Here is a 19,674-nt window from a genome sequence, read left to right as displayed (position 1 = left end):
CCCCCGCAACGACAACAACACACCACACCCTGCCATCAAGGAGACCCATGACTGTTGCCACCACCGTCCGCAAGGCCGTTTTCCCCGTTGCCGGCCTGGGCACGCGCTTTTTGCCCGCCACCAAGGCATCGCCCAAGGAGATGTTGCCCGTGGTGGACAAGCCGCTAATCCAGTACGCCGTGGAAGAAGCCTACGCCGCTGGCATTCGCCACATGATCTTCGTCACGGGCCGCAGCAAGCGCGCCATCGAAGACCATTTCGACACGGCGTACGAGCTGGAGGCCGAGCTGGAAGCCGCCAACAAGAAAGAACTGCTGGCCCTGGTTCGCTCCATCCAGCCCGACGACATGGACTGCGCCTTTGTGCGCCAGCCCCGTTCGCTGGGCCTGGGCCACGCCGTGCTGTGCGCCGAGCCGCTGGTGGGCAAGGAGCCCTTTGCCGTGCTGCTGGCCGATGACCTGATGGTTGGCCCCCCTGGCGGCCAGCCCGTGCTGGCCCAGATGGCCACCGCCTTCCGCCAGCAAGGCCGCTCGGTCATCGCCGTGCAGGAAGTGCCGGAAGACCAGGTGCACAAATACGGCATCGTGGCAGGCGAGCCCGCAGGCGGCCCACTGATCCGCATCGAACGCATTGTGGAGAAGCCCAAGGCCGACGTAGCGCCCTCTCGCATGGGCGTGGCAGGCCGCTACATCCTCACACCCGGCGTGTTCGACGAAATCCGCAACCAGCCACGCGGCGTGGGCGGCGAGATCCAGCTCACCGACGGCATCGCCCGCCTGATGCAGCACGAAGCCGTGTACGCGTTCCAGTACCAGGGCAAGCGCTACGACTGCGGGAGCAAAGAGGGTTTTCTGGAAGCGACCGTGGAACTGGCCTTGCAGCACCCACAGGTGGGGGCGCACTTCCGGGAATATCTGAAGGGCCTGGCGTTGTAAGCCACCGCCCCAACGAACACAGGAAGCGTTTCAAACGCTTCCAAATCGATAGCTGCTAGCGCTTATTCAACGGGCGCAGGCAGCTATTTTTTTGACTCAGTTTCCTGCTTGGCGCCCGTAACTAGCGCCGACGCAGGATATGGATGAACTCCTCACCCGCAGTCTGCTGGTCCACCAGCTCGTTGCCTGTCTGCTTGGCAAACGCCTGGAAGTCGCGCAGCGAGCCGCCGTCGGTGGCCACCACCTTGAGCAGTTGGCCGCTGGCCATGTCAGACAGTGCCTTCTTGGCCTTGAGGATGGGCAGGGGGCAGTTCAGGCCCCGGGTGTCGATTTCTTTGTGGATGTCCATGGTGTGTATCTCTTCTAGTCCTTGGGCGGCAGGTTCAGGCCTCGGCGGCGCTCCTCATTTTCCTCTGCCGTGAAGAACACAGGTTCATGCCCCCGAGTGCGCAGCCAGTCGGCCAGCGCGTAGCCCGTGCCAGCGGGCCAGCATTTGAGTTCATGCAGGTCGTAAAACCGGTAGTCCACCAGCTCGGGCGACAGCTTGACTTGCCCCGTGGCCACCACATGGTAGGCAATGATGACCTGGTTCATGCGCAGGAACTCGTAGGCGCCCACGAGCGTGGTGGCCTGCACATCGAGGTTGGTTTCTTCCTTCACCTCGCGCGCAATGCCCTCCTGGGGCGACTCGCCCGCCTCCATGAAGCCGGTGATCAGCGCAAACATCTTGGCGGGCCAGGCCGCATTGCGGGCCAGCAGCACCTTTCCGTCCACCTCCACAATCGCGGCCAGCACGGGCGTGGGGTTGTTCCAGTGCGTCCAGCCGCAGGCGGGGCAGCGCAGACGCTCCTTGTCGCCGCCGTCTTCGGCCAGGGTGATGGGTTGCAGCGCGGTGCCGCAGTGGGTGCAGTGGCGGACTTCGTAGTGCATAGTTTACTATTATTTTTATAGCAACCAGCGCTTATCCATCGCGCGCAGGCGGCCATTTTTACTCATATTTTCAACCCAGCGGCACATGCCCAAGGCCCTGCTTCACGCCGGGAACACGCCAGTGGACAGGTACCGATCGCCCCGGTCGCACACCACAAACACGATGGTGGCGTTGGCCTCGCGCTCGGCAATCTGTTGCGCCACCCAGCACGCACCTGCGGCCGAGATGCCCGCAAAGATGCCTTCTTCGCGCGCCAGGCGGCGGCACATGTCTTCGGCGCTGTCCTGACCCACGTACACCAGCTCGTCCACCGTGCTGGCGTCATAGATCTTGGGCAAATACTCTTGCGGCCACTTGCGGATGCCCGGGATGCGTGAGCCTTCTTCGGGCTGCGCGCCGATGATCTGGATGGCGGGGTTCTTCTCTTTCAGGAACCGCGACACGCCCGTGATCGTGCCCGTGGTGCCCATTGCGCTCACAAAGTGCGTGATGCGCCCGCCCGTTTGCTCCCAGATTTCGGGGCCCGTGGTTTCGTAGTGGATGCGCGGGTTGTCGGGGTTCGCGAACTGGTCCAGCACCTTGCCCTCGCCACGCTTTTGCATGGCCTCGGCCAGGTCGCGGGCGTGTTCCATGCCACCGCTCTTGGGCGTGAGCACCAGATCGGCGCCAAAGGCCTTCATGGTCTGCGCGCGCTCTATGGACAGGTCCTCGGGCATCACCAGCACCATGCGGTAGCCCTTGATGGCTGCGGCCATCGCCAGCGCAATGCCGGTGTTGCCAGACGTGGCCTCGATCAGCGTGTCGCCAGGCCGGATGTCGCCCCGCTCCTCGGCGCGGCGGATCATCGACAGCGCAGGCCTGTCCTTGACAGAACCCGCCGGGTTGTTGCCCTCCAGCTTGCCCAGCACCACGTTGCCGCGCGCCGCGTTGGCCTGCGCACCAATGCGCTGCAGCGCCACCAGCGGCGTGTTACCCACCGCATCTTCAATCGTCGGATATTTCATGCGCCCTACTGTGCCATAATTTGGGGCTTCACGAATTCCAGCCCGGGTGGTGAAATTGGTAGACGCAGGGGACTCAAAATCCCCCGCCGCAAGGCGTGCCGGTTCGATTCCGGCCCCGGGCACCACAGACAAGGCCGCATGGTTCCACAACCGTGCGGCCTTTTTTATTTGTTTGTCTGGCCGCCTAGCCCCGGCGCCGCTGCGCTGCGCGCAGCTCTTCCAGGGCCTCTTCCACAGCGCGCCGGTACTCTGGCGTGAGCCCTTCGCTTTTGAGTTCCCGCTCGTGAAACAACACGCGGCGCGGGTTTTTGATGAGGTCCTGGATCACGATGCCCTTGAGCTTCAGATAGACAGCCTGGTTCATGGGGGGTCTCCTGCAGGTGCCAAGATCCCAGATGATCCACCCAACGGGCAGGCAATGCCATGGGGTTGTTGCCCAGTTGCCACCCTGCTTGCGCCCGGTCAGGGCGACACGCGACGCGCTGCGAGGGTGATGAAATCCTGCTCGTACGCCCCGACGGAGGCCACGGCCTTCAGCCGCTGCGCGGGGGTCATGGCACTGTGCACCAGCGCAAACCCGGCGCAACCTTCGTCCACCAGCGCGGCGGCATACTGCTGGTAGGCAACATCCGGGGAGGTGTTGAGGCGGGCCAGGTAGCCGCGCAGCAGCGCTCGGGTCTGGTCGGTGTTGCCGCGGTCTTCGGCGATTTTGCGCAGCACCTGCAAAAGGTCTTTCTGGCGGCGCTGGCGTTCGGCATAGGTGCGCTGGGGGTCGAACGAGGACTGGGCGATGTAGCTGCGCAGCGCGGCCTTCTGGGGCTCCTGCAGGCTGCCGTAGAAGTCTTCGGTGCGCGACAGCAGCAGCTGGTAGCGGTGCTCGCGCAGCTTGTCCGCAGGCGGATCCAGCCACTCCTTTTTCCAGTCGGCGTTGCTGTCGGCCTGCTTTTTCTGCAGGCTGCGGATCTGGGCTTCGGACAAGTCCGAGGCCAGCCACACCAGCGAGGGTTCAGCCCGGGCGAGCAGCTGGTCGATCTGGGTGCGCAGGTCGGCATAGGCGCGGCAGGCCTGCTCGGCGGACATGGGGGCGGGCAGTTGCTGGCGCAGCTTTTGCAGCAGCCCGGCGTGCTCGGGCAGCAGGGTGTCGCGGTGCCAGCGGTGCAGATCGGCCAGCTCGTCGCGCACCCGCTCGGCCTGCGGCTGCGACAGGTCCAGGTACCGGTTGAGCTGCCAGGACAGCAGCTGTGGGGCCTGGTTGTAGGCCAGCTTCACGGTGCTGCAGCCTGCCAGTAGCAGGCCGACCAACACCAGGATGACCACACCCAGGGTGGTGCGAAGAGGAAACATGCGGGAACCTCGCAAAGAAGGCCGCAGGATAGAACGAGAACCCTGCGGCTGCCCTGCCCTCGCGAATACCCTGGCAGGTGCCACTGAATTGCGCCCTGTGCGCCGCCCCGCAACCGCACCCGCCACGACCCCGCCAAAACAGGGTCACAAAACATCTGCTTACCAATCCGGGCCCTCTGGCGGGCTGCAGCGAGCCAACAGCCTCTATAAACAGCGCGCGCCACCTTGCCGCGCCCAGAGCACAAGACCAACAACCAGGGAACGCTGAATCCGCCCCCCTCGCACAGCCCCTTTCCCCCAGGGCCAGGGGCTGCGACCCAAGGGATGCATTCAGTGCCGCGCCCATCCGAGAGGAAACTCCATCGCCATGACCGCCACAGCCACACCCGCAACGGGCGAGCTTAAACACCTGCTGGCCGCCCTGATGGCGGCCGACGACATCGACGACCACGACCTGGAACTAGCGAACTCCATCGTCCAGCGCTTTCCAACGGCCTGCGAGGCCCTGCAGGCACGCGCGCGCATCCATTTGCGGCTGGAAGATGCAGAGGCCGCACGCAACGACCTGCAGGCCGCCCAGGCACTGGATGCCACACACTGGGGCAATGCCTGGGTGCGCTGCCTGCTTGCACACGTAGAAGGCGGCCCCGCGCTGCACGAGGCGCTGGCCCTGGGCCAGCAGGTGCTGGCCACACACCCCACACACCTGGACACGCTGATCACCCTGGGCAAGGTGCACAAGGCGCTGGACGCGCCCGAAGAAGCCGCCGCCTGCTACCAGCGGGCTTGCCAGGCGCACCCGGCGAGTTTTCGGGCGCACAACCTGCTGATGCAGGTGCTGTGCGAGCTGGGCCGCGAGGACGAGGCCATTGCCCTGATCCGCTCAGCGCAGGTGCCCATGCACAGCTACCACATGGCCATCGAATACAACCTGGGCACGCTGCTGATGAAAAGGAGCCCCCGCAAAGCCATCGAGTTTCTGGACATTGCGCGCCAGAAGATGGGGCGCATCAACAACGTGCAGCACAACCGCGCGGCCTGTCTGGAGAAGCTGGACCGCTACCAGGACGCCATCGACGAGTGGAGCGACCTGCTTGAGCGCGAGCCCGACTGGGACTGGCCCCGCGCAGGCCGCGCCCGCTGCTACCGCGACCTGGAACAGTTCGACGCCGCGCTGGCCGACCTACAGCGCCTGAAACAGGCAGACCCCACATCAACCCAGCACCTGACGCTGGAGGCCACGATCCATTTCGACCGCGCCGACTACCCCGCCGCACTGAAGGCACTGCGGGCGCTGGAGCAAGTCCAGGAGCTACAGGGCGAGTTCCTGAGCAACCTGCTGGGCGCCACACTCAAGAACATAGGCGAGCTGGATGCAGCCCGCCCGTACTTCGAGCAGGCCATTGCCGACGACCCCGAGAGCTACCGCGCCCTCAACAACCTGGCCTTCTGTCTGCTGCACAACGGCCGTCCCAACAAGGGCGAGGCCACGCGCGCACTGGCCGTGGCAGAGGTTGCCGTGGCACTGCAGCCCGCGCAGTGGGCGCCCCGCGAGCACCGTGCACGCGCGCTGCTGGCGCTGGGCCGCAGCAAAGAGGCGCTGCAGGTGTTCGACGCCTGGTGCGCCGCCCATCCCGACGACGGCGCCGTGGCCCTGAACTACGCCACCGCGCTGCTCGACGCCGGAGACCATGCGCAGGCCGCGCAGCGGTTTGAACAGTTGATTGCGCAGGACATCAGCGTGCCTTACTGCCACTGGGGCCGGGGCAAGGCGTTGGCCCAGATGGGCAAGAAGGAAGAAGCGCGGGCCCTGCTGCTCAAGGCCCAGCACCTGTACACGCTGGAGGGGAACACCAGCAGCGTCGAGGTCTGTGCCGAAACCCTGGCTGACCTCGACAAACCCAAGTCATGGCTGCGGCGGCTGATGGGCGGGTGACACCCCCGGCGGGAAACAGGCACAGACAGGGGCAAGTGACGGGCCGCTTGTGACGCCCCTGCCCCTCTAGTTGTCCTGCCGCCGAATCAGCTGGCGGCCAATGGCCGTGATGGACAGCTCTCCCCCAGGCCCCTTGATGACAAACCCCCACTCCAGCAGGCGCCCGGAGACATGGTCCTTGAGCGCGTGGGGCAGCGTGATGACTTCGCCCATCTCAAGTTGCTTGAGGGTTGCGATCTCGTCCACGGTGGGATCGAAATGCGGAGCGTGGTAAGTGGTCATGGTGGTCGCTCTCCAACAAGATGGAAGATGGGGGAATGAAAGACAAACTTCCGCGCAACCAGACTAGTTCAGCGCCACGGGCAATGCAAGCACGTCATCCCGCAACTGGGGCGCTACCCGCTTCGGCCATGTGCTGCAGCCAGCGCGCAAACGTGACCAGCACCGGGGGCTGGGCCTGCGCGGGGCTGATGAGGTAGTAGGCGCGCTCGCCGCGCAGGGGGCGGTTGCAGGCCACTACCAGTTCCCCGCTGGCAAGTTCCGCCTCTATGAGCAGGGGCGGAATCAGCGCGACGCCCATGCCGTGCGTGGCGGCCACGGCCAGCATGGAGAACAGCTCGTAGCGCGGGCCGTCCAGCGCATGCGGGGCATCCACGCCCATCGCATCAAACCACTGGCGCCAGCCATAGGGGCGCGTGCTTTGCTGCAGCAGCGGCAGGTCGGCCAGCGCCTCGGCGGCCACGGGCTGGTGGGCGCGGCCTCGGCCCCGGGGCGCGGCGGATTCGAGCAGGCGGGGGCTGCACACAGGCACCACGTCTTCGTGCATCAGCAATTGGGCCTGCACGCCGGGCCAGTTGCTCACCTGCTCGGGTGTGCCCGCGTACAGGGCGGCATCGAAGGTGGTGTCGGCAAACAAAAAAGGGCGTGTCTGCGTGTCGATGTGCACCACGATGTCGGGGTGCGCCTGCGCCAGCTGCGGCAGGCGGGGAATGAGCCAGCGCGTGGCAAAGGTGGGCACAGCCGCCAGGGCGATGGTGCCGCCCTCTCCCTGGTGGGCCATCACATCCAGCGTATCGCGCTCGAGCCCCTGCAGCCAGCGCGCCACCTGACGGCCATAGTGCGCGCCCGCAGGCGTCAGCACCACGCCGTGGCGCGTGCGGCGAAACAGCTGCACACCCAAAAACTCTTCCAGCGCCTGGATCTGGCGCGAGACTGCGCTTTGTGTGAGCGAGAGCTCCTGCGCGGCGCGGGTGTAGCTCTCGTGGCGGGCGGCGACTTCAAAACAGGCCAGGGCCTGGGTCGATGGGATGTTGCGGCGCATGAAGAAGAGGAACTTGTGAAGATGCATCCAGCCTTTGACGCTGGCTGCGGCGAGTATTCCATACATTCCATAAACGCATGCCTGGATGAAAAGAACTCGCTTGCGGGCCACCACCCCAAGGCCTACGATGCATGCCAGACTCGTTTTTTTCTTCCCCCTTACCGACCTGGAGACACACATGGCCCACGCCGCTTTTCAATGGGATGACCCGTTCCTTCTGAGCCAGCAACTGACCGACGACGAACGCGCCATCCGCGATGCCGCCGCTGCGTATTGCCAAGACAAGCTGGCCCCCCGCGTGCTGGACGCCTTCCGCCACGAAAAGATGGACGTGAGCATCTTCCGCGAGATGGGCGAAGTGGGCCTCCTGGGCCCCACCATCCCCGAGCAGTACGGAGGCCCCGGCCTGAGCTATGTGGCCTACGGCCTGATTGCCCGCGAAGTGGAGCGCGTGGATTCGGGCTACCGCTCGATGGCCAGCGTGCAAAGCTCTCTGGTGATGGTGCCGATTTATGAATTTGGCAGCGAAGCGCAGCGCCAGAAGTACCTGCCCAAGCTGGCCACCGGCGAATGGATTGGTTGCTTTGGCCTGACCGAGCCCGACCACGGCTCCGACCCCGGCAGCATGGCCACGCGCGCCTACAAGGTGCCCGGCGGTTACAAGCTCAAGGGCAGCAAGATGTGGATCACCAACAGCCCCGTGGCCGACGTGTTCGTGGTCTGGGCCAAGGAAGTCTCCGAAGGCGGCGCCGTGGGCCCCATCCGCGGCTTTGTGCTGGAAAAGGGCATGAAGGGCCTGACAGCCCCTGCCATCCACGGCAAGGTGGGCCTGCGCGCCTCGATCACCGGCGAGATCGTGATGGACGACGTGTTCGTGCCCGAAGAAAACGCGTTTCCTGAAGTGCAGGGCCTGAAGGGCCCCTTCACCTGCCTGAACAGCGCCCGCTACGGCATCGCTTGGGGTGCACTGGGTGCCGCCGAGTTCTGCTGGCACACCGCCCGCCAGTACACGTTGGACCGCAAGCAGTTTGGCCGCCCCCTGGCTGCCAACCAGCTCATCCAGAAGAAGCTGGCCGACATGCAGACCGAGATCGCCATTGGCCTGCAAGCGTGCCTGCAGTTCGGCCGCATGAAGGACGCGGGCACGGCCAGCGTGGAAGGCACCTCCATCATCAAGCGCAACAGCTGCGGCAAGGCCCTGGACATTGCCCGCCTGGCGCGCGACATGATGGGCGGCAACGGCATCAGCGACGAGTTTGGCGTGGCGCGCCACCTGGTGAACCTGGAAGTGGTGAACACCTACGAAGGCACGCACGATGTGCACGCGCTGATTTTGGGCCGGGCACAGACGGGCATCGCCGCGTTCGCGAACTGAGGCAGGAAGGCCCCCCGCTGCTCGCTGCGGCGGTGAGAACTCCCCTCTCCCCTCTCGGGAGAGGGGCCGGGGGAGAGGGGGCAGCGGCGCATGTGGTGTGCCGGATCGCCCCCTCTCCCCCACCCTCTCCCGCGAGGGGAGAGGGAGTGACACAGGGCACGACCTACAAATTTCAAGCTTTTTAGGCCTTCTCCGCGCTCTGGATATGCCTTTACAGCTATCAATTTAATAGTATTTATCCATGTCCACACCCTCCTCCAACGCTGGCGCCCTCGCAGGCATCAAGGTGCTCGACCTCTCCCGGGTGCTGGCCGGCCCCTGGTGCACCCAGATCCTGGCCGACCTGGGCGCGGACGTGGTCAAGGTCGAGCGCCCCGGCGTGGGCGACGACACGCGCCAGTGGGGCCCGCCCTTCTTGAAGGACGCGGACGGCAACGACACGAACCAGGCCAGCTACTACACCGCTTGCAACCGCAACAAGCGCTCGGTGACCATCGACTTGGGCCAGCCCGAAGGCCAGGCACTCATCAAGCAAATGGCGCAAGAGGCGGACATCGTGGTGGAGAACTTCAAGGTTGGCGGCCTGAAGCAGTACGGCCTGGACCACGAGAGCCTGCGCGCGCTGAATCCGCGCCTCATCTATTGCTCCGTCACCGGCTTCGGACAAGACGGCCCCTACGCCGAGCGTGCAGGCTACGACCTCATGGTGCAGGCCATGACGGGCCTGATGAGCATCACGGGTCAGGCCGACAGCCAGCCCGGCGGCGGCCCCATGCGCGTGGGCGTTGCCGTGATCGACCTGTTCACCGGCCTGTATGCCAGCAACGCCATCCTGGCTGCGCTGCATGCGCGCGACAACGCCGTGAACGGCACGGGCCAGGGCCAGCACATCGACATGGCGCTGCTCGACGTGGGCATGGCCGTGCTCGCCAACCAGGCCTCGGGCTTTCTGGCCACGGGCAAGGCGCCTGGCCGCATGGGCAACAGCCACCCCAGCCTTGCGCCCTACCAGGACTTTGCGACCGCCGACGGCAACATGCTGCTGGCCATCGGCAACGATGGGCAGTTCCAGCGCTTTTGCGCCGCTGCCAACCAGCCGCAATGGGCCGCCGACCCGCGCTACTCCACCAACACGCTGCGCGTGCAGCACCGCGCCGAGCTGATCCCCGCCATGGAGGCCGTCACCCGCACGCGCACCACCGCCGACTGGATCACCCTGCTGGAAGACAAGGCCGTGCCCTGTGGCCCCATCAACACCATCGCCCAGGCGTTTGACGACGCGCAGGTGCAGGCCCGAGGCCTGGCCGTGACGCTGCCGCGCTGGAAGGACGGCGAGGCCGCCACCGACAACGTGCAGCAGATCACCGGCGTGGCCAGCCCGCTGCGCCTCTCGGCCACACCGCCCGTGCTGCGCAACGCACCGCCTGCGCTGGGGCAGCACACGGATGAGGTGCTGCACGAGATGGGGCTGGATGCTGCACGCATTGCGGCGCTGCGGGCCCAGGGCGTGGTGTAGCGGCGCACGCTGCCACCCACCCTCAACGCCCCGCGCCGACAGGATGCGGGGCGTTGGTCTTTCTGAGGTTACTGCACGGGCTGCGCGGACTGCACCAGTGTTTCTGCAGCTGCCAGCAGGCAGTCCGTCACCTCGTCCGAGAACTGCATCAAACGGCCATCCAGCCACACGGCATCCGAGCCATTGGCGTCTGGCGCAGCGGGCGGGAGGCCGTGGTCCAGCAGCGCCTGCGCGCAGCCAGCCCAGTCGCCGCCCGCCTGCGGCGTGTTGATGGAGCCCCACTCGAGTGCACCGCAGGCGTTGTCCTGAAAACCATGTGTGGCCTGCCAACGCGCGCCATGCTCCAGCACAAAGCGGGTGAGCGCTGCATCGCCCCTGAAAATGGCGTGGTGCAAAGCTGTGCCATCCCAATCGCCGCCCGGCGTGTCGATGGGCCAACCCAAACGCACCATCAGTCGCACGGCTGCGCCGCAGTCCGGCTGCGCAGCCAGCTCGGGCAGCAAACGCTGCTGGGCGGGCGCCAGGCCCGCCACCAAACCCGGCTGTGCGGCCAGCAGCGCGCGCGCCTGGGCTTCGTCGCCCTGCGCACAGGCCGCTACAAAAAGCTCATCGACGGCCACGTCAGCCACGCCGAGCACGCTACGCAAAAAGGCCGCCACATCCGGCAAACCGTAGCGCAGCGCCTGGATGTGCGCAGGCGTGCCGTCGGCCGTGCACACCGTGGGGTCGGCCCCCGCAGCCACCAGCGCTTGCACATGCGCCAGCGACCGGCGGCGGCGCAGCGCCCACAGCAGCGGCACAGCAGCGGGGGGGCTTCCAGCCAGTGGTTCGCGGGGGTCTGCGCCATGGGCCAGCAGCAGTTGCAGCGCGGGCAAGTCGTCACCGTCAAGCACGCGGTGCAGCGCGTTGGTGCCGGGCACACGGGCACCCGCCTGCAGAAGCAGGCGCGTGCACTCCGGGCTGTCCAGCGCGTGGTACAGCGACTCACCGTCGTTGGGGTCCGCACCCGCATCCAGCAACAGGCGGGTGATACCCGCGTGGTGGTTTGCGCCCGCTGCACCGTACAAGGCAGACAGCGGATGTGCGGCGTCCGGAGCCTGCAGCGATGCGGGTGACCAGCGGCTGCCCACGCACTGACGGGGGTCCGCCCCCTCCTCCAGCAACAGCTCGGCACAAGCCCGCAAGCCATCTGCAAACACGGGCAGCCGTGCCAGGCTGGAATGGGTGACAGCGATCAGCGGCGGCAGCTGCAGCGGCCCTCCGGGCAGGTGCAGCCAGGCTGGGTCGCGCGCGATCTGCGCACGCAGCCGGGCCACATCGCCCACAGCACAGGCCAGCCAAGGGTCATCCGGGTCCGCCTGCGGCACGGCACCCGCGGCCCACAGTTGCTCGGCCAGCGCGGGACGCGCAGTGTGGTTGCCCCCGGCGATATCACCCGCATAGACCAGGCGCAGCCATATCAGCATGGCGTGTGCGGGGTCGTCCGCCAACGCGCGGCGCGCCAGCACAAAGGCCTGGAACTGCGGCCACGAGGCAAAGCCGTGCTCGCGCGCCAGGCACCACTGTGCATGGTGCAGGCGCAGGTCGTTGCCTGCGGACAACATCAGCGGCTGCAGGCGCGCCAGCGCGGCGGCATCGCCCGCGCGGGCCTCGGCCAGCAGCGTTTTGGCTTGTTTCTTGAGATGACCCAGGTCGGGCCGGGGGGGAAGACGTTTCACGAGAACCTCCGTGCATCGGACGCCGACGGCCTGCAGTTCCGGCAGCACAAAGGGGAAAGAACGGTCTCTCTGGGAGTCGGCAAGTGGGTTGCACCCTGTCCGCAGGCCCGGGCGCGGCTTGCATCCGCGCTGGGCGGGATCTTACCCGCGCCGCCCTCCAAAATACTTGTACAAAAATTTACAAACACCCCACAATGCAACAAAGCACTGCATTGCGCAGCTCCAGGTTGGTTTGTTGTGCCTATCTGCAGTCTTCACCGCTCCCCGCGTTGGTTGCCCACAAAACCAAGGAGTTCGCCATGAAGCTTAGCCTCAAGCTCCCCCTTGCCTTTACTGCGGCCTTGCTGCTGCTGTTTGCGGCGGCACTGTTCGGCATCAGCCGCTTGAACATGGCCTTGGACACCTACCAGACCTCTGTGACTCAGAGCTTTGAGCACGAGCGGCTCGCGTCCACCATGCTCAATGACTTCAAGGTGCAGGTGCAGGAGTGGAAGAACGTACTGCTGCGCGGCAAGGACCCTGCCCAGCTCACGCGTTTCTGGACCGCATTTGAAAAGCAGGAAAAGATCGTCCAGGAAGAAGCGCAAAAGCTGATTGCCGCCCTGCCCCCGGGCGAAGGGCGCGAACGCGTGCAGCAGTTTGCGCAGGCCCACGAACGCATGGGCGCCGCCTACCGCAAGGGCTTTGAGGCCTTCAAGGCAGCCGACCACGACCCGCAGGCGGGCGACAAGGCTGTGGCGGGCATGGACCGCGAGCCCTCCAAACTGCTGGACCAGGCGGGCGACCTGATCGCCAAGGCCAGCAGCGAGGTGGCCGAGCGCGCCGCAGCAGCGGCGCAGCGCGCCACCACCATCAGCCTGGCCGTGATGCTGGTGGTGTGTGCACTGGGCATCGCAGGGGCTGTTGGGTTCAGCCGCACAGTGGTGAAACCGCTGGACAACGCAGTGCGTGTATCGCAGGCTGTGGCAGGGGGCGACCTCACGGTGGCGCAGAATGTGCAAGGCAAGGACGAAGTCGCGCTGCTGTTGAACGCTCTGCACGCCATGCAGATCAGCCTGTCGCGCGTGGTGAGCAACGTGCGCAACAACGCCGACAGCGTGGCCATGGCCAGCACCGAGATCGCGCAAGGCAACAACGATCTCTCGGCGCGCACCGAGCAGCAGGCCAGCGCGCTGGAAGAAACCTCCGCATCGATGGAAGAGTTGAGCTCCACCGTGCAGGCCAACGCAGAAAACGCACGCACCGCCAATCAGTTGGCGGTGAGCGCCAGCACCGTGGCCGTGCAGGGCGGCGATGTGGTGGCCGAGGTGGTGACCACCATGAAGGGCATCAACGACAGCAGCAAAAAAATAGCCGACATCATCGGCGTGATCGACGGCATTGCCTTCCAGACCAACATCCTGGCGCTGAACGCTGCGGTGGAAGCAGCCCGCGCGGGCGAGCAAGGCCGGGGTTTTGCCGTGGTGGCCAGTGAGGTGCGCAACCTCGCGCAGCGCAGTGCCGAAGCCGCCAAGGAAATCAAGGGCCTGATCCACGCCAGCGTGGAGCGCGTGGAACAAGGCACGGCGCTGGTGGACAAGGCAGGCGCCACCATGACCGAGGTGGTGGCCTCCATCCGCCGGGTGACCGACATCGTGGGCGAAATCAGTGCCGCCAGCGGCGAGCAGAGCCTTGGCGTGTCGCAGGTGGGCGAGGCCATCACCCAGATGGACCAGGCCACGCAGCAGAACGCAGCGCTGGTGGAGCAAAGCGCGGCAGCTGCCGACAGCCTGAAGCTGCAGGCACAGCAGCTGGTGCAGGCGGTGGCGGTGTTCCGGCTCGCCGAGACGGATGCGGATACCACGGCATTGGCACGCCCCGCGATCACAGGCAGCCACCAACCCCGCCTGGCCGCGACCTGAGCGGTTTTCATGAGAAAAAAAGGCCGTTACCGCGCGCCCACCAAGCCTTTTAAGCTATATATTTAATAGCATCCAGACATTGACAGGCACCCCATGGGGCGGTGCCAAGCCAGCCTATGCAACCACGGCCTCAGCCACCGCAGGCGTGACCTGCTGCTGCGTGCCCAGCGTGGGTGAGGCCAGCTTGCGCAGGTAGGCCATGGTCTGCAGGCAGGCCTGGGCGACTTCGGTGCCCTTCTTCACGAAGTGTTCGCGGAAGAAGCGGATGTGGTCCTCGTGGTCGTGGAAGTCGCGTGGCGTGAGCACGGCCGACATCACCGGCACCTCGGTGTCCAGCTGCACGCGCATCAGGCCGTCGATGACGGCGGTGGTGACGAACTCGTGGCGGTAGATGCCGCCATTGACCACCAGCGCGCAGGCCACGATGGCGTCGTAGCGCCCGCTGCGTGCAAGCTTGCGCGCCAGGAGCGGGATCTCGAACGCGCCGGGCACATCAAACAGCGCCACCTGCGCGGGCGGCAGGCCGTGGCGGTCAAACTCGGCCAGGGCCGCATCGCGCGCCTGGTGCACGATGTCCTGGTGCCAGCTGGCACTGATGATGGCCACGCGGGCGCCACGGTGGGCGGCGACGGGGGCCAGGGGAGAGACGGAAGAAGTAGCAGAAGACTGATTCATGGGTTCCTCAAAGCAGGTCGTACCAGAATCAGGGCGCGCGAGCACAGCGCCTGCACACGGCGGCGCAGGCCTCCAGGCGCTCGCAAGCGGGCAACATCAGCACGCAGACGAACGCCATAAGCCCAGCCACCCATGGCGGGTGCTCCAGGGATGTCCGGCATAACTCCCTGCGGTCCGTGATAGCGCGGTCTCGGGCGGTCCGCTGCGTTGCTTTTCTTGCCAATAGCCGGGCTATTGGCTGCCAAAAGTCGCCTTGCGGCCCATCCCGATCCGCACTACCCCGGCCTCGCGAGGGTGATGCAGGACATCCCTGGGTTCGCGATCTCTTTCATCCGGACTGTGACCGTCGGCTCTGGCTTTGCACCAGATCTGCTGACCCTGCGGGGGACCGGTTCCGAAGAACGGCACCGCAGGCGCTCGCGGGCTCTTGCAGGCTTTTCAGCCCGCAAATACCGCCGGTGGGGAATTCCACCCCGCCCTGAGAACGCTGTCAGCCCCGAAGGTCATCCGGGGCCGACGGCTTAAATTCTAGAAGGTCGGCGAAATCAGCGCCGTCGCCAAGGCGATTGGCCCCGACGCCGACCGAGCCCTGCGGGCGGCGTTGGCGCTTCAGGGCGGGCATCGCCCCCCAACCCCGTTCGGGCTGAGCCTGTCGAAGCCCTGCGCAGCGCTGCGACAGGCTCAGCGTGAACGGCGATCCATTGTTTGCGAGCGCTCAGCGCACGCGCTGAAACCCGCCTTCGGCCCAGGCGGCTGCGCTGGCGGGTGTGAGCTTGAAGGTGGGCGGCGCAGACGCACGCGCCAACTCCTCGCCCAGCTCGTCCTGTGCGCTTAACGTGGCCGTGGCGCCCTCCTCATCGGGCACGATGGCCAGCGCCACGCGCAGGCGCTGGCCGTCCGCGGTGGTGATGTGCACGCTCTTGTTGAGCTGCGCGTGCAACTGCTGCTCATGGCGGCGCAGCACTTCGCTCGCAGTTTTGACCAGGGTGTGGAAGGCCGATACGTCCAACGGCTTGGGGTTCTTCTTGTCACGCCCCATGGTCCAGGGGCCCACAAGTGCGGGCTCTGCCTCGCCCCGCAGCGTCATCGCCACCGCCCAGCCGTCGTCGTCCTCATTCTTGATGACCTGTGCCGTCCAGCGGCCATCGCTCCAGCAGCGGGATTCCTGGATGGTGTCGGGCGTGTCGTGTAGGTCAGTCATGGGGCGCAGCGCTGCAGGAAAAGGCGCAGAGCATACGCGCAGACCAATTCGCCCCGTACGCAGGTCAGTTCGCCACGGTAAACCGCTTTTGCACATGGCGCGGCGTCTCCAGCTCGTCCACGATAGCCACCGCTAGGTCGGCCACGCTGATGCCGCCGGGCTGCTCGCCGTTCATCAGCGGGGCTTCGTCGCCCAGGCGGTACTGGCCGGTGCGCTCGCCGGGCTGCAGCAGGATGGGGGGCGACAGGAAGGTCCAGTCCAGCGTGTTTTCGGTGCGGATCCAGTTCAGTGCCTCGCGGGCGGCCAGGGCACCTTGCTTCCATTCGGCGGGGAACTGGGGGGTGTCCACCAGCTGCACGCCGGGCGCCACGAACAGGCTGCCAGCGCCACCCACCATCAGAAAGCGGCGCACACCAGCCGCTTTGGTGCCGTCGATGATGGCGCGGGTGCCTTTGAGGAATTCGTCGTGGATGTTGGGGTTCTCCCAGCCGGGGTTGTAGGCGCTGACCACGGCATCGTGGCCCGCAGCGGCCTTGGCGACCTGGTTGGCATCTTGCGCGTCGGCAGCCACCACAGCCAGGCCTTCGCGTGCGGCGAGTTTGGCGGGGTTGCGGGCCAGCACAGTCACGCGATGACCGCGTTGCAGCAGTTCACCGGGCACGGCCGAGCCGACAAATCCGGTGGCACCAATCAGAGCGATGTTCATAGGGTTCCTTGGGTTCGAAGTTGCGATGCAGTGAGAATATGGGCTTGTCAAAGTAGGCGGTAGAGGCCTAAAACCACCTACTCTTTGAAGTACCACTTCACAATCACCCCGTTCCCCTATTTCCCCCTTTCTTTGCTCCATGGAAGATCTCAAACGCATGGCCGTATTTGCCGCCGTGGTGCAGCACGGCTCGATGAGTGGTGCAGCCCGCGCTCTGGGCATGAGCACGTCGGCCGTGAGCCAGCAGGTGCGCAAGCTCGAAAGCGACGGCGGTGTGACGCTGCTGCATCGCTCCACGCGCAAGCTGGCCCTGACTGAGGCGGGCCAGCGCTTTCACGCACGCTGCGCCGCCATGTGGGCTGCGGCCGACCAGGCTCGGGCCGAGCTGGCGGCATCGCGCGATGAGCCCAGCGGTGAGCTGCGCCTGTCCGCCACTGTGGGGTTTGCCAGGCACATTGCACCGGCGCTGGGCGAACTGCTGGCTGCACATCCGGCGCTGCGTCTGCGCCTGCTGGTGGACGACTCCACCATCGATCTCATCAACGCCCGCATTGACCTGGCCGTGCGCTATGGGCGCCTGGCAGATTCCACCTGGGCAGCACGGCGCCTGGGGAGCATGCAGTGGGTCCTGTGCGCCTCGCCCGGCTGGGTGGCCGCCCACGGCGTGCCGCAGCACCCGGATGCACTGCTCTCACACACATGGCTGGGTTTTGCGCGAGAGAGTGGCGGACTGCTGATCGACCTGCGCAGCCCGGCGGGCGAGCCGCGCGCGCTGCGGGTGGAGCCGCGCATTGCCAGCAACAACCAGCTGTCCATCCAGCAGATGTGCGAGGCTGGGCTGGGTCTGGCGCTGGTAGGCAGCATGGATTCGCACGATGCTCTGCAGGCCGGGCGGCTGGTGCGGCTGCTCCCCGACTGGTCCTTCGGCACACTGGACATCTGGGCCGTGACACCCCAACGCGACGCGCAGCCCGCCAAGGTCCGCCAGGCCATCGCCGCGCTGCACCGCTATCTGGGCCAGCTGCCCGGCGTCACGGACTGAGAGAGGAACCTGCAGACCGGCTGAAGGGCCTGGGAGGAAAAGGGACTTATCCTGTCGCACAGCGCAACCCCCCATCATCGCCACCATGGTTCTCGAAATCGCCCACCTCAGCATTCGCCCAGGCCAGAACGCTGCCTTCGAACGGGCTTTTGCCCAGGCGCAACAAATCATCGCCTCGATGCCCGGATACCTGTCGCACGAGCTGGGCCACTGCCTGGAGCGCCCCCAGGATTACGTCCTGCTGGTACGCTGGGCCAGCCTGGAGGACCATGAAGTCGGATTTCGCCAGTCGGCGCAATACCAGGAATGGAAACAGCTGTTGCACCACTTCTACGACCCGTTCCCCACGGTGATGCACTTTTCGCCCGTGGCGCTGCCTGGCGCGGCCTGAACCGCGCGCAGCACGACCCAAGCTGTGACCGTGCCACCACGCCAGCATGCCGCAGCGCACTATTCGGGTATTGCCTGAAGATTTAGCGCACTGCGCACGCCGTTTGGGTCCTAGAATTTGTAAAAGCGCGTATCTTCACTTCTGCGCAAAGGATTCAACATGAAAGCCATCCAGCAGGACATCGACGAGCGGACCAACCTCACCAGCACCAACAAGTTCGAGTTGTTGCTGTTTCGCCTGGGCACCGACACCGCCTTGAACAAGTCCGAACTGTTCGGCATCAATGTCTTCAAGATCCGCGAGATCGTGGCCATGCCCAGCATTACGCCGATTGCGGGCACCACGCCCCATTCGCTCGGGGTGGTCAACCTGCGCGGCCAGGTGATCCCGGTTCTGGACCTGCCCTCCATCGTGGGCTGCAAGCCCCAGACGGGCCTGAACATCATGCTGGTGACGGAATACGCACGCACCACACAGGCGTTTGCAGTCGAATCGGTGGAAGACATCGTGCGGCTGGACTGGAAACAGGTGCTGTCTGCCGAAACCAGCGGCGCCAAGGGCAAGCTGGTCACCAGCATCGCCCGGCTGGACGGAAACACCGATGAGTCCCGACTGGCCCAGGTGCTGGACGTGGAAGCCATCCTTCAGATGGTGTCGCCATCCGACGGGCATGAGGTGACCGAAGAGAAGGTGGGCGCCAAGCTCAAGCTCAAGCCTGGCTCCATCGTTCTGGCGGCAGACGACTCCTTCGTGGCACGCTCGTTGATTGAGCAGGAACTCAAGGTGCTCAACGCCCCCTATGAAATGGTCAAATCGGGCAAAGAGGCGTGGGACCGTCTCAACGCCATCGCCAAAAGCGCCGAGGCTGAAGGCAAAACGGTGCTTGACCGCGTGGCCATGGTGCTCACCGACCTGGAAATGCCGGAAATGGACGGCTTCACCTTGACGCGGAACATCAAGCAGGACGCGCGGTTCCATGGCCTGCCGGTCGTCATCCACTCGTCGCTGTCAGGCTCGGCCAATGAAGACCATGTGCGCAGCGTTGGCGCCGATGGCTATGTGGCCAAGTTCGTGGCCGAAGACCTGGCCGATACCATCCGCCGCGTCCTGCCCAAGTAAGCCCGCCCCCTGCCCACCAGCCCACCGCTGGGCTCGTATATGGCGTGGCGGGGAGTTAGGCAGATGAAAATTTTGGAATTTTTGGCCGTTTGCGCGCGCCCATCAAGCCTTTTTTGCTATCAATTTTAATATTGACACGAGGCGGCTGCATGCAGGGACTGGCGCAGGCTGTGCAACCGCCGGGCAAGCGCTCTGGAGAGGTCAACCAAATGGTGACGCCAAACGTAATGGGTTTGGCACAGCCCACGCCAGCCCCTGAAATTTGTAACATCCCACCGGGGTGTTTTTCAGGGGCGTTACGGACCCGGGTGGAACGCACACCCCGGGCCGGAGTCTGATCACCATGACCTACACACTCGCGCGCATCCTTTCTGCCTCGGCCTTGGGGGTTCTCGTGACGGGATGCGCCACAGTGCCGGGCGACCCGTACTACGATCCCCCGCGCTACCAAGTGTATGAACAGCCGGGATACATCTACAACGCCCCACCGCCGGTGTACCGTGCGCCAGGGGTGATCTATTCAGCCCCGCCCCCCCCCATCTACTACGGCGGGCGGGAC

19 protein-coding genes, 1 tRNA gene, 1 pseudogene and 1 riboswitch are annotated in these 19,674 nt (G+C 65.6%); of the genes and pseudogenes, 10 read left to right on the top strand and 11 right to left on the bottom strand.

Annotated elements, in window-relative coordinates:
• Positions 1-47 precede the first annotated feature (47 nt).
• Positions 48-935, top strand: coding sequence for a UTP--glucose-1-phosphate uridylyltransferase GalU (galU, locus tag DBR12_RS07260; RefSeq protein WP_108616641.1), 888 nt, complete (start codon positions 48-50; stop codon positions 933-935).
• A gap of 121 nt (positions 936-1,056) precedes the next feature.
• Here galU and DBR12_RS07255 read toward each other — a convergent pair whose 3' ends face one another.
• The 3 genes from DBR12_RS07255 to cysM all read right to left on the bottom strand — a co-directional run bounded on the left by DBR12_RS07255 (position 1,057) and on the right by cysM (position 2,870).
• On the bottom strand, positions 1,057-1,284 hold the full coding sequence (locus DBR12_RS07255; protein ID WP_108616640.1) for a sulfurtransferase TusA family protein: 228 nt from the start codon (positions 1,282-1,284) through the stop codon (positions 1,057-1,059).
• A gap of 14 nt (positions 1,285-1,298) precedes the next feature.
• Positions 1,299-1,865 (bottom strand): NUDIX domain-containing protein, encoded by a 567-nt coding sequence (locus tag DBR12_RS07250; protein WP_108616639.1) that lies wholly within the window; start codon positions 1,863-1,865, stop codon positions 1,299-1,301.
• Between the two features lie 102 nt (positions 1,866-1,967).
• Positions 1,968-2,870: a cysteine synthase CysM gene (gene cysM / locus DBR12_RS07245; protein ID WP_108616638.1), complete on the bottom strand. Its 903-nt coding sequence runs from the start codon at positions 2,868-2,870 to the stop codon at positions 1,968-1,970.
• 40 nt (positions 2,871-2,910) lie between these two features.
• On the opposite strand from cysM, the gene DBR12_RS07240 reads away from it, so the two are divergent.
• Positions 2,911-2,995, top strand: a tRNA-Leu gene (locus DBR12_RS07240).
• 59 nt (positions 2,996-3,054) lie between these two features.
• On the opposite strand, the gene DBR12_RS07235 is transcribed toward DBR12_RS07240, so the two are convergent.
• The gene (locus DBR12_RS07235; protein ID WP_108616637.1) at positions 3,055-3,234 is read right to left on the bottom strand and encodes a hypothetical protein; all 180 of its coding nucleotides are present in this window, start codon (positions 3,232-3,234) and stop codon (positions 3,055-3,057) included.
• Positions 3,235-3,332: 98 nt separating this feature from the next.
• A complete protein-coding gene (locus DBR12_RS07230) occupies positions 3,333-4,214 on the bottom strand; it encodes a DUF6279 family lipoprotein (RefSeq protein WP_108616636.1) in 882 nt (293 codons plus the stop codon).
• Positions 4,215-4,581: 367 nt separating this feature from the next.
• Here DBR12_RS07230 and DBR12_RS07225 point away from each other — a divergent pair, with 367 nt between their 5' ends.
• Positions 4,582-6,150, top strand: a complete 1,569-nt coding sequence (locus DBR12_RS07225; RefSeq protein WP_108616635.1) for a tetratricopeptide repeat protein — start codon at positions 4,582-4,584, stop codon at positions 6,148-6,150.
• 66 nt (positions 6,151-6,216) lie between these two features.
• Here DBR12_RS07225 and DBR12_RS07220 read toward each other — a convergent pair whose 3' ends face one another.
• Together DBR12_RS07220 and DBR12_RS07215 are read right to left on the bottom strand one after the other, a co-directional pair.
• Complete coding sequence (locus DBR12_RS07220) at positions 6,217-6,432, bottom strand: hypothetical protein (protein WP_108616634.1); 216 nt, start codon at positions 6,430-6,432, stop codon at positions 6,217-6,219.
• A gap of 94 nt (positions 6,433-6,526) precedes the next feature.
• The gene (locus tag DBR12_RS07215; RefSeq protein ID WP_108616647.1) at positions 6,527-7,471 is read right to left on the bottom strand and encodes a LysR family transcriptional regulator; all 945 of its coding nucleotides are present in this window, start codon (positions 7,469-7,471) and stop codon (positions 6,527-6,529) included.
• A gap of 178 nt (positions 7,472-7,649) precedes the next feature.
• On the opposite strand from DBR12_RS07215, the gene DBR12_RS07210 reads away from it, so the two are divergent.
• Positions 7,650-8,846 (top strand): acyl-CoA dehydrogenase, encoded by a 1,197-nt coding sequence (locus DBR12_RS07210; protein ID WP_108616633.1) that lies wholly within the window; start codon positions 7,650-7,652, stop codon positions 8,844-8,846.
• Between the two features lie 241 nt (positions 8,847-9,087).
• Positions 9,088-10,362: a CaiB/BaiF CoA-transferase family protein gene (locus tag DBR12_RS07205; RefSeq protein ID WP_108616632.1), complete on the top strand. Its 1,275-nt coding sequence runs from the start codon at positions 9,088-9,090 to the stop codon at positions 10,360-10,362.
• Positions 10,363-10,430: 68 nt separating this feature from the next.
• Here DBR12_RS07205 and DBR12_RS07200 read toward each other — a convergent pair whose 3' ends face one another.
• The gene (locus DBR12_RS07200) at positions 10,431-12,080 is read right to left on the bottom strand and encodes an ankyrin repeat domain-containing protein (protein WP_108616646.1); all 1,650 of its coding nucleotides are present in this window, start codon (positions 12,078-12,080) and stop codon (positions 10,431-10,433) included.
• 299 nt (positions 12,081-12,379) lie between these two features.
• Here DBR12_RS07200 and DBR12_RS07195 point away from each other — a divergent pair, with 299 nt between their 5' ends.
• Positions 12,380-13,981, top strand: coding sequence for a methyl-accepting chemotaxis protein (locus tag DBR12_RS07195; RefSeq protein ID WP_108616645.1), 1,602 nt, complete (start codon positions 12,380-12,382; stop codon positions 13,979-13,981).
• Positions 13,982-14,095: 114 nt separating this feature from the next.
• Here DBR12_RS07195 and DBR12_RS07190 read toward each other — a convergent pair whose 3' ends face one another.
• From DBR12_RS07190 to DBR12_RS07180, 3 genes are all read right to left on the bottom strand, one after another.
• Positions 14,096-14,656 (bottom strand): 6,7-dimethyl-8-ribityllumazine synthase, encoded by a 561-nt coding sequence (locus DBR12_RS07190; protein ID WP_108616631.1) that lies wholly within the window; start codon positions 14,654-14,656, stop codon positions 14,096-14,098.
• Positions 14,657-14,972: 316 nt separating this feature from the next.
• Positions 14,973-15,146, bottom strand: a riboswitch (FMN riboswitch).
• A 225-nt stretch (positions 15,147-15,371) separates the two neighbouring features.
• The gene (locus DBR12_RS07185) at positions 15,372-15,857 is read right to left on the bottom strand and encodes a hypothetical protein (protein ID WP_108616630.1); all 486 of its coding nucleotides are present in this window, start codon (positions 15,855-15,857) and stop codon (positions 15,372-15,374) included.
• Between the two features lie 64 nt (positions 15,858-15,921).
• Positions 15,922-16,563 carry an NAD(P)-dependent oxidoreductase gene (locus tag DBR12_RS07180; RefSeq protein WP_108616629.1) on the bottom strand — a complete coding sequence of 214 codons (642 nt, stop codon included), beginning with the start codon at positions 16,561-16,563 and terminating at the stop codon, positions 15,922-15,924.
• Between the two features lie 139 nt (positions 16,564-16,702).
• Here DBR12_RS07180 and DBR12_RS07175 point away from each other — a divergent pair, with 139 nt between their 5' ends.
• From DBR12_RS07175 to DBR12_RS07160, 4 genes and pseudogenes are all read left to right on the top strand, one after another.
• Positions 16,703-17,605, top strand: a complete 903-nt coding sequence (locus tag DBR12_RS07175; protein ID WP_108616628.1) for a LysR family transcriptional regulator — start codon at positions 16,703-16,705, stop codon at positions 17,603-17,605.
• An 85-nt stretch (positions 17,606-17,690) separates the two neighbouring features.
• A complete protein-coding gene (locus tag DBR12_RS07170; RefSeq protein ID WP_108616627.1) occupies positions 17,691-17,996 on the top strand; it encodes an antibiotic biosynthesis monooxygenase in 306 nt (101 codons plus the stop codon).
• A 159-nt stretch (positions 17,997-18,155) separates the two neighbouring features.
• A complete protein-coding gene (locus DBR12_RS07165; protein WP_108616626.1) occupies positions 18,156-19,115 on the top strand; it encodes a chemotaxis protein in 960 nt (319 codons plus the stop codon).
• A 343-nt stretch (positions 19,116-19,458) separates the two neighbouring features.
• Positions 19,459-19,674: pseudogene (locus DBR12_RS07160) on the top strand (hypothetical protein); the annotation flags it as partial.

Origin of the sequence: Acidovorax sp. HMWF029 (assembly GCF_003060895.1) — a bacterium.
Taxonomy (GTDB): domain Bacteria; phylum Pseudomonadota; class Gammaproteobacteria; order Burkholderiales; family Burkholderiaceae_C; genus Acidovorax.
This window is presented reverse-complemented; position numbering and strand designations above follow the sequence as displayed.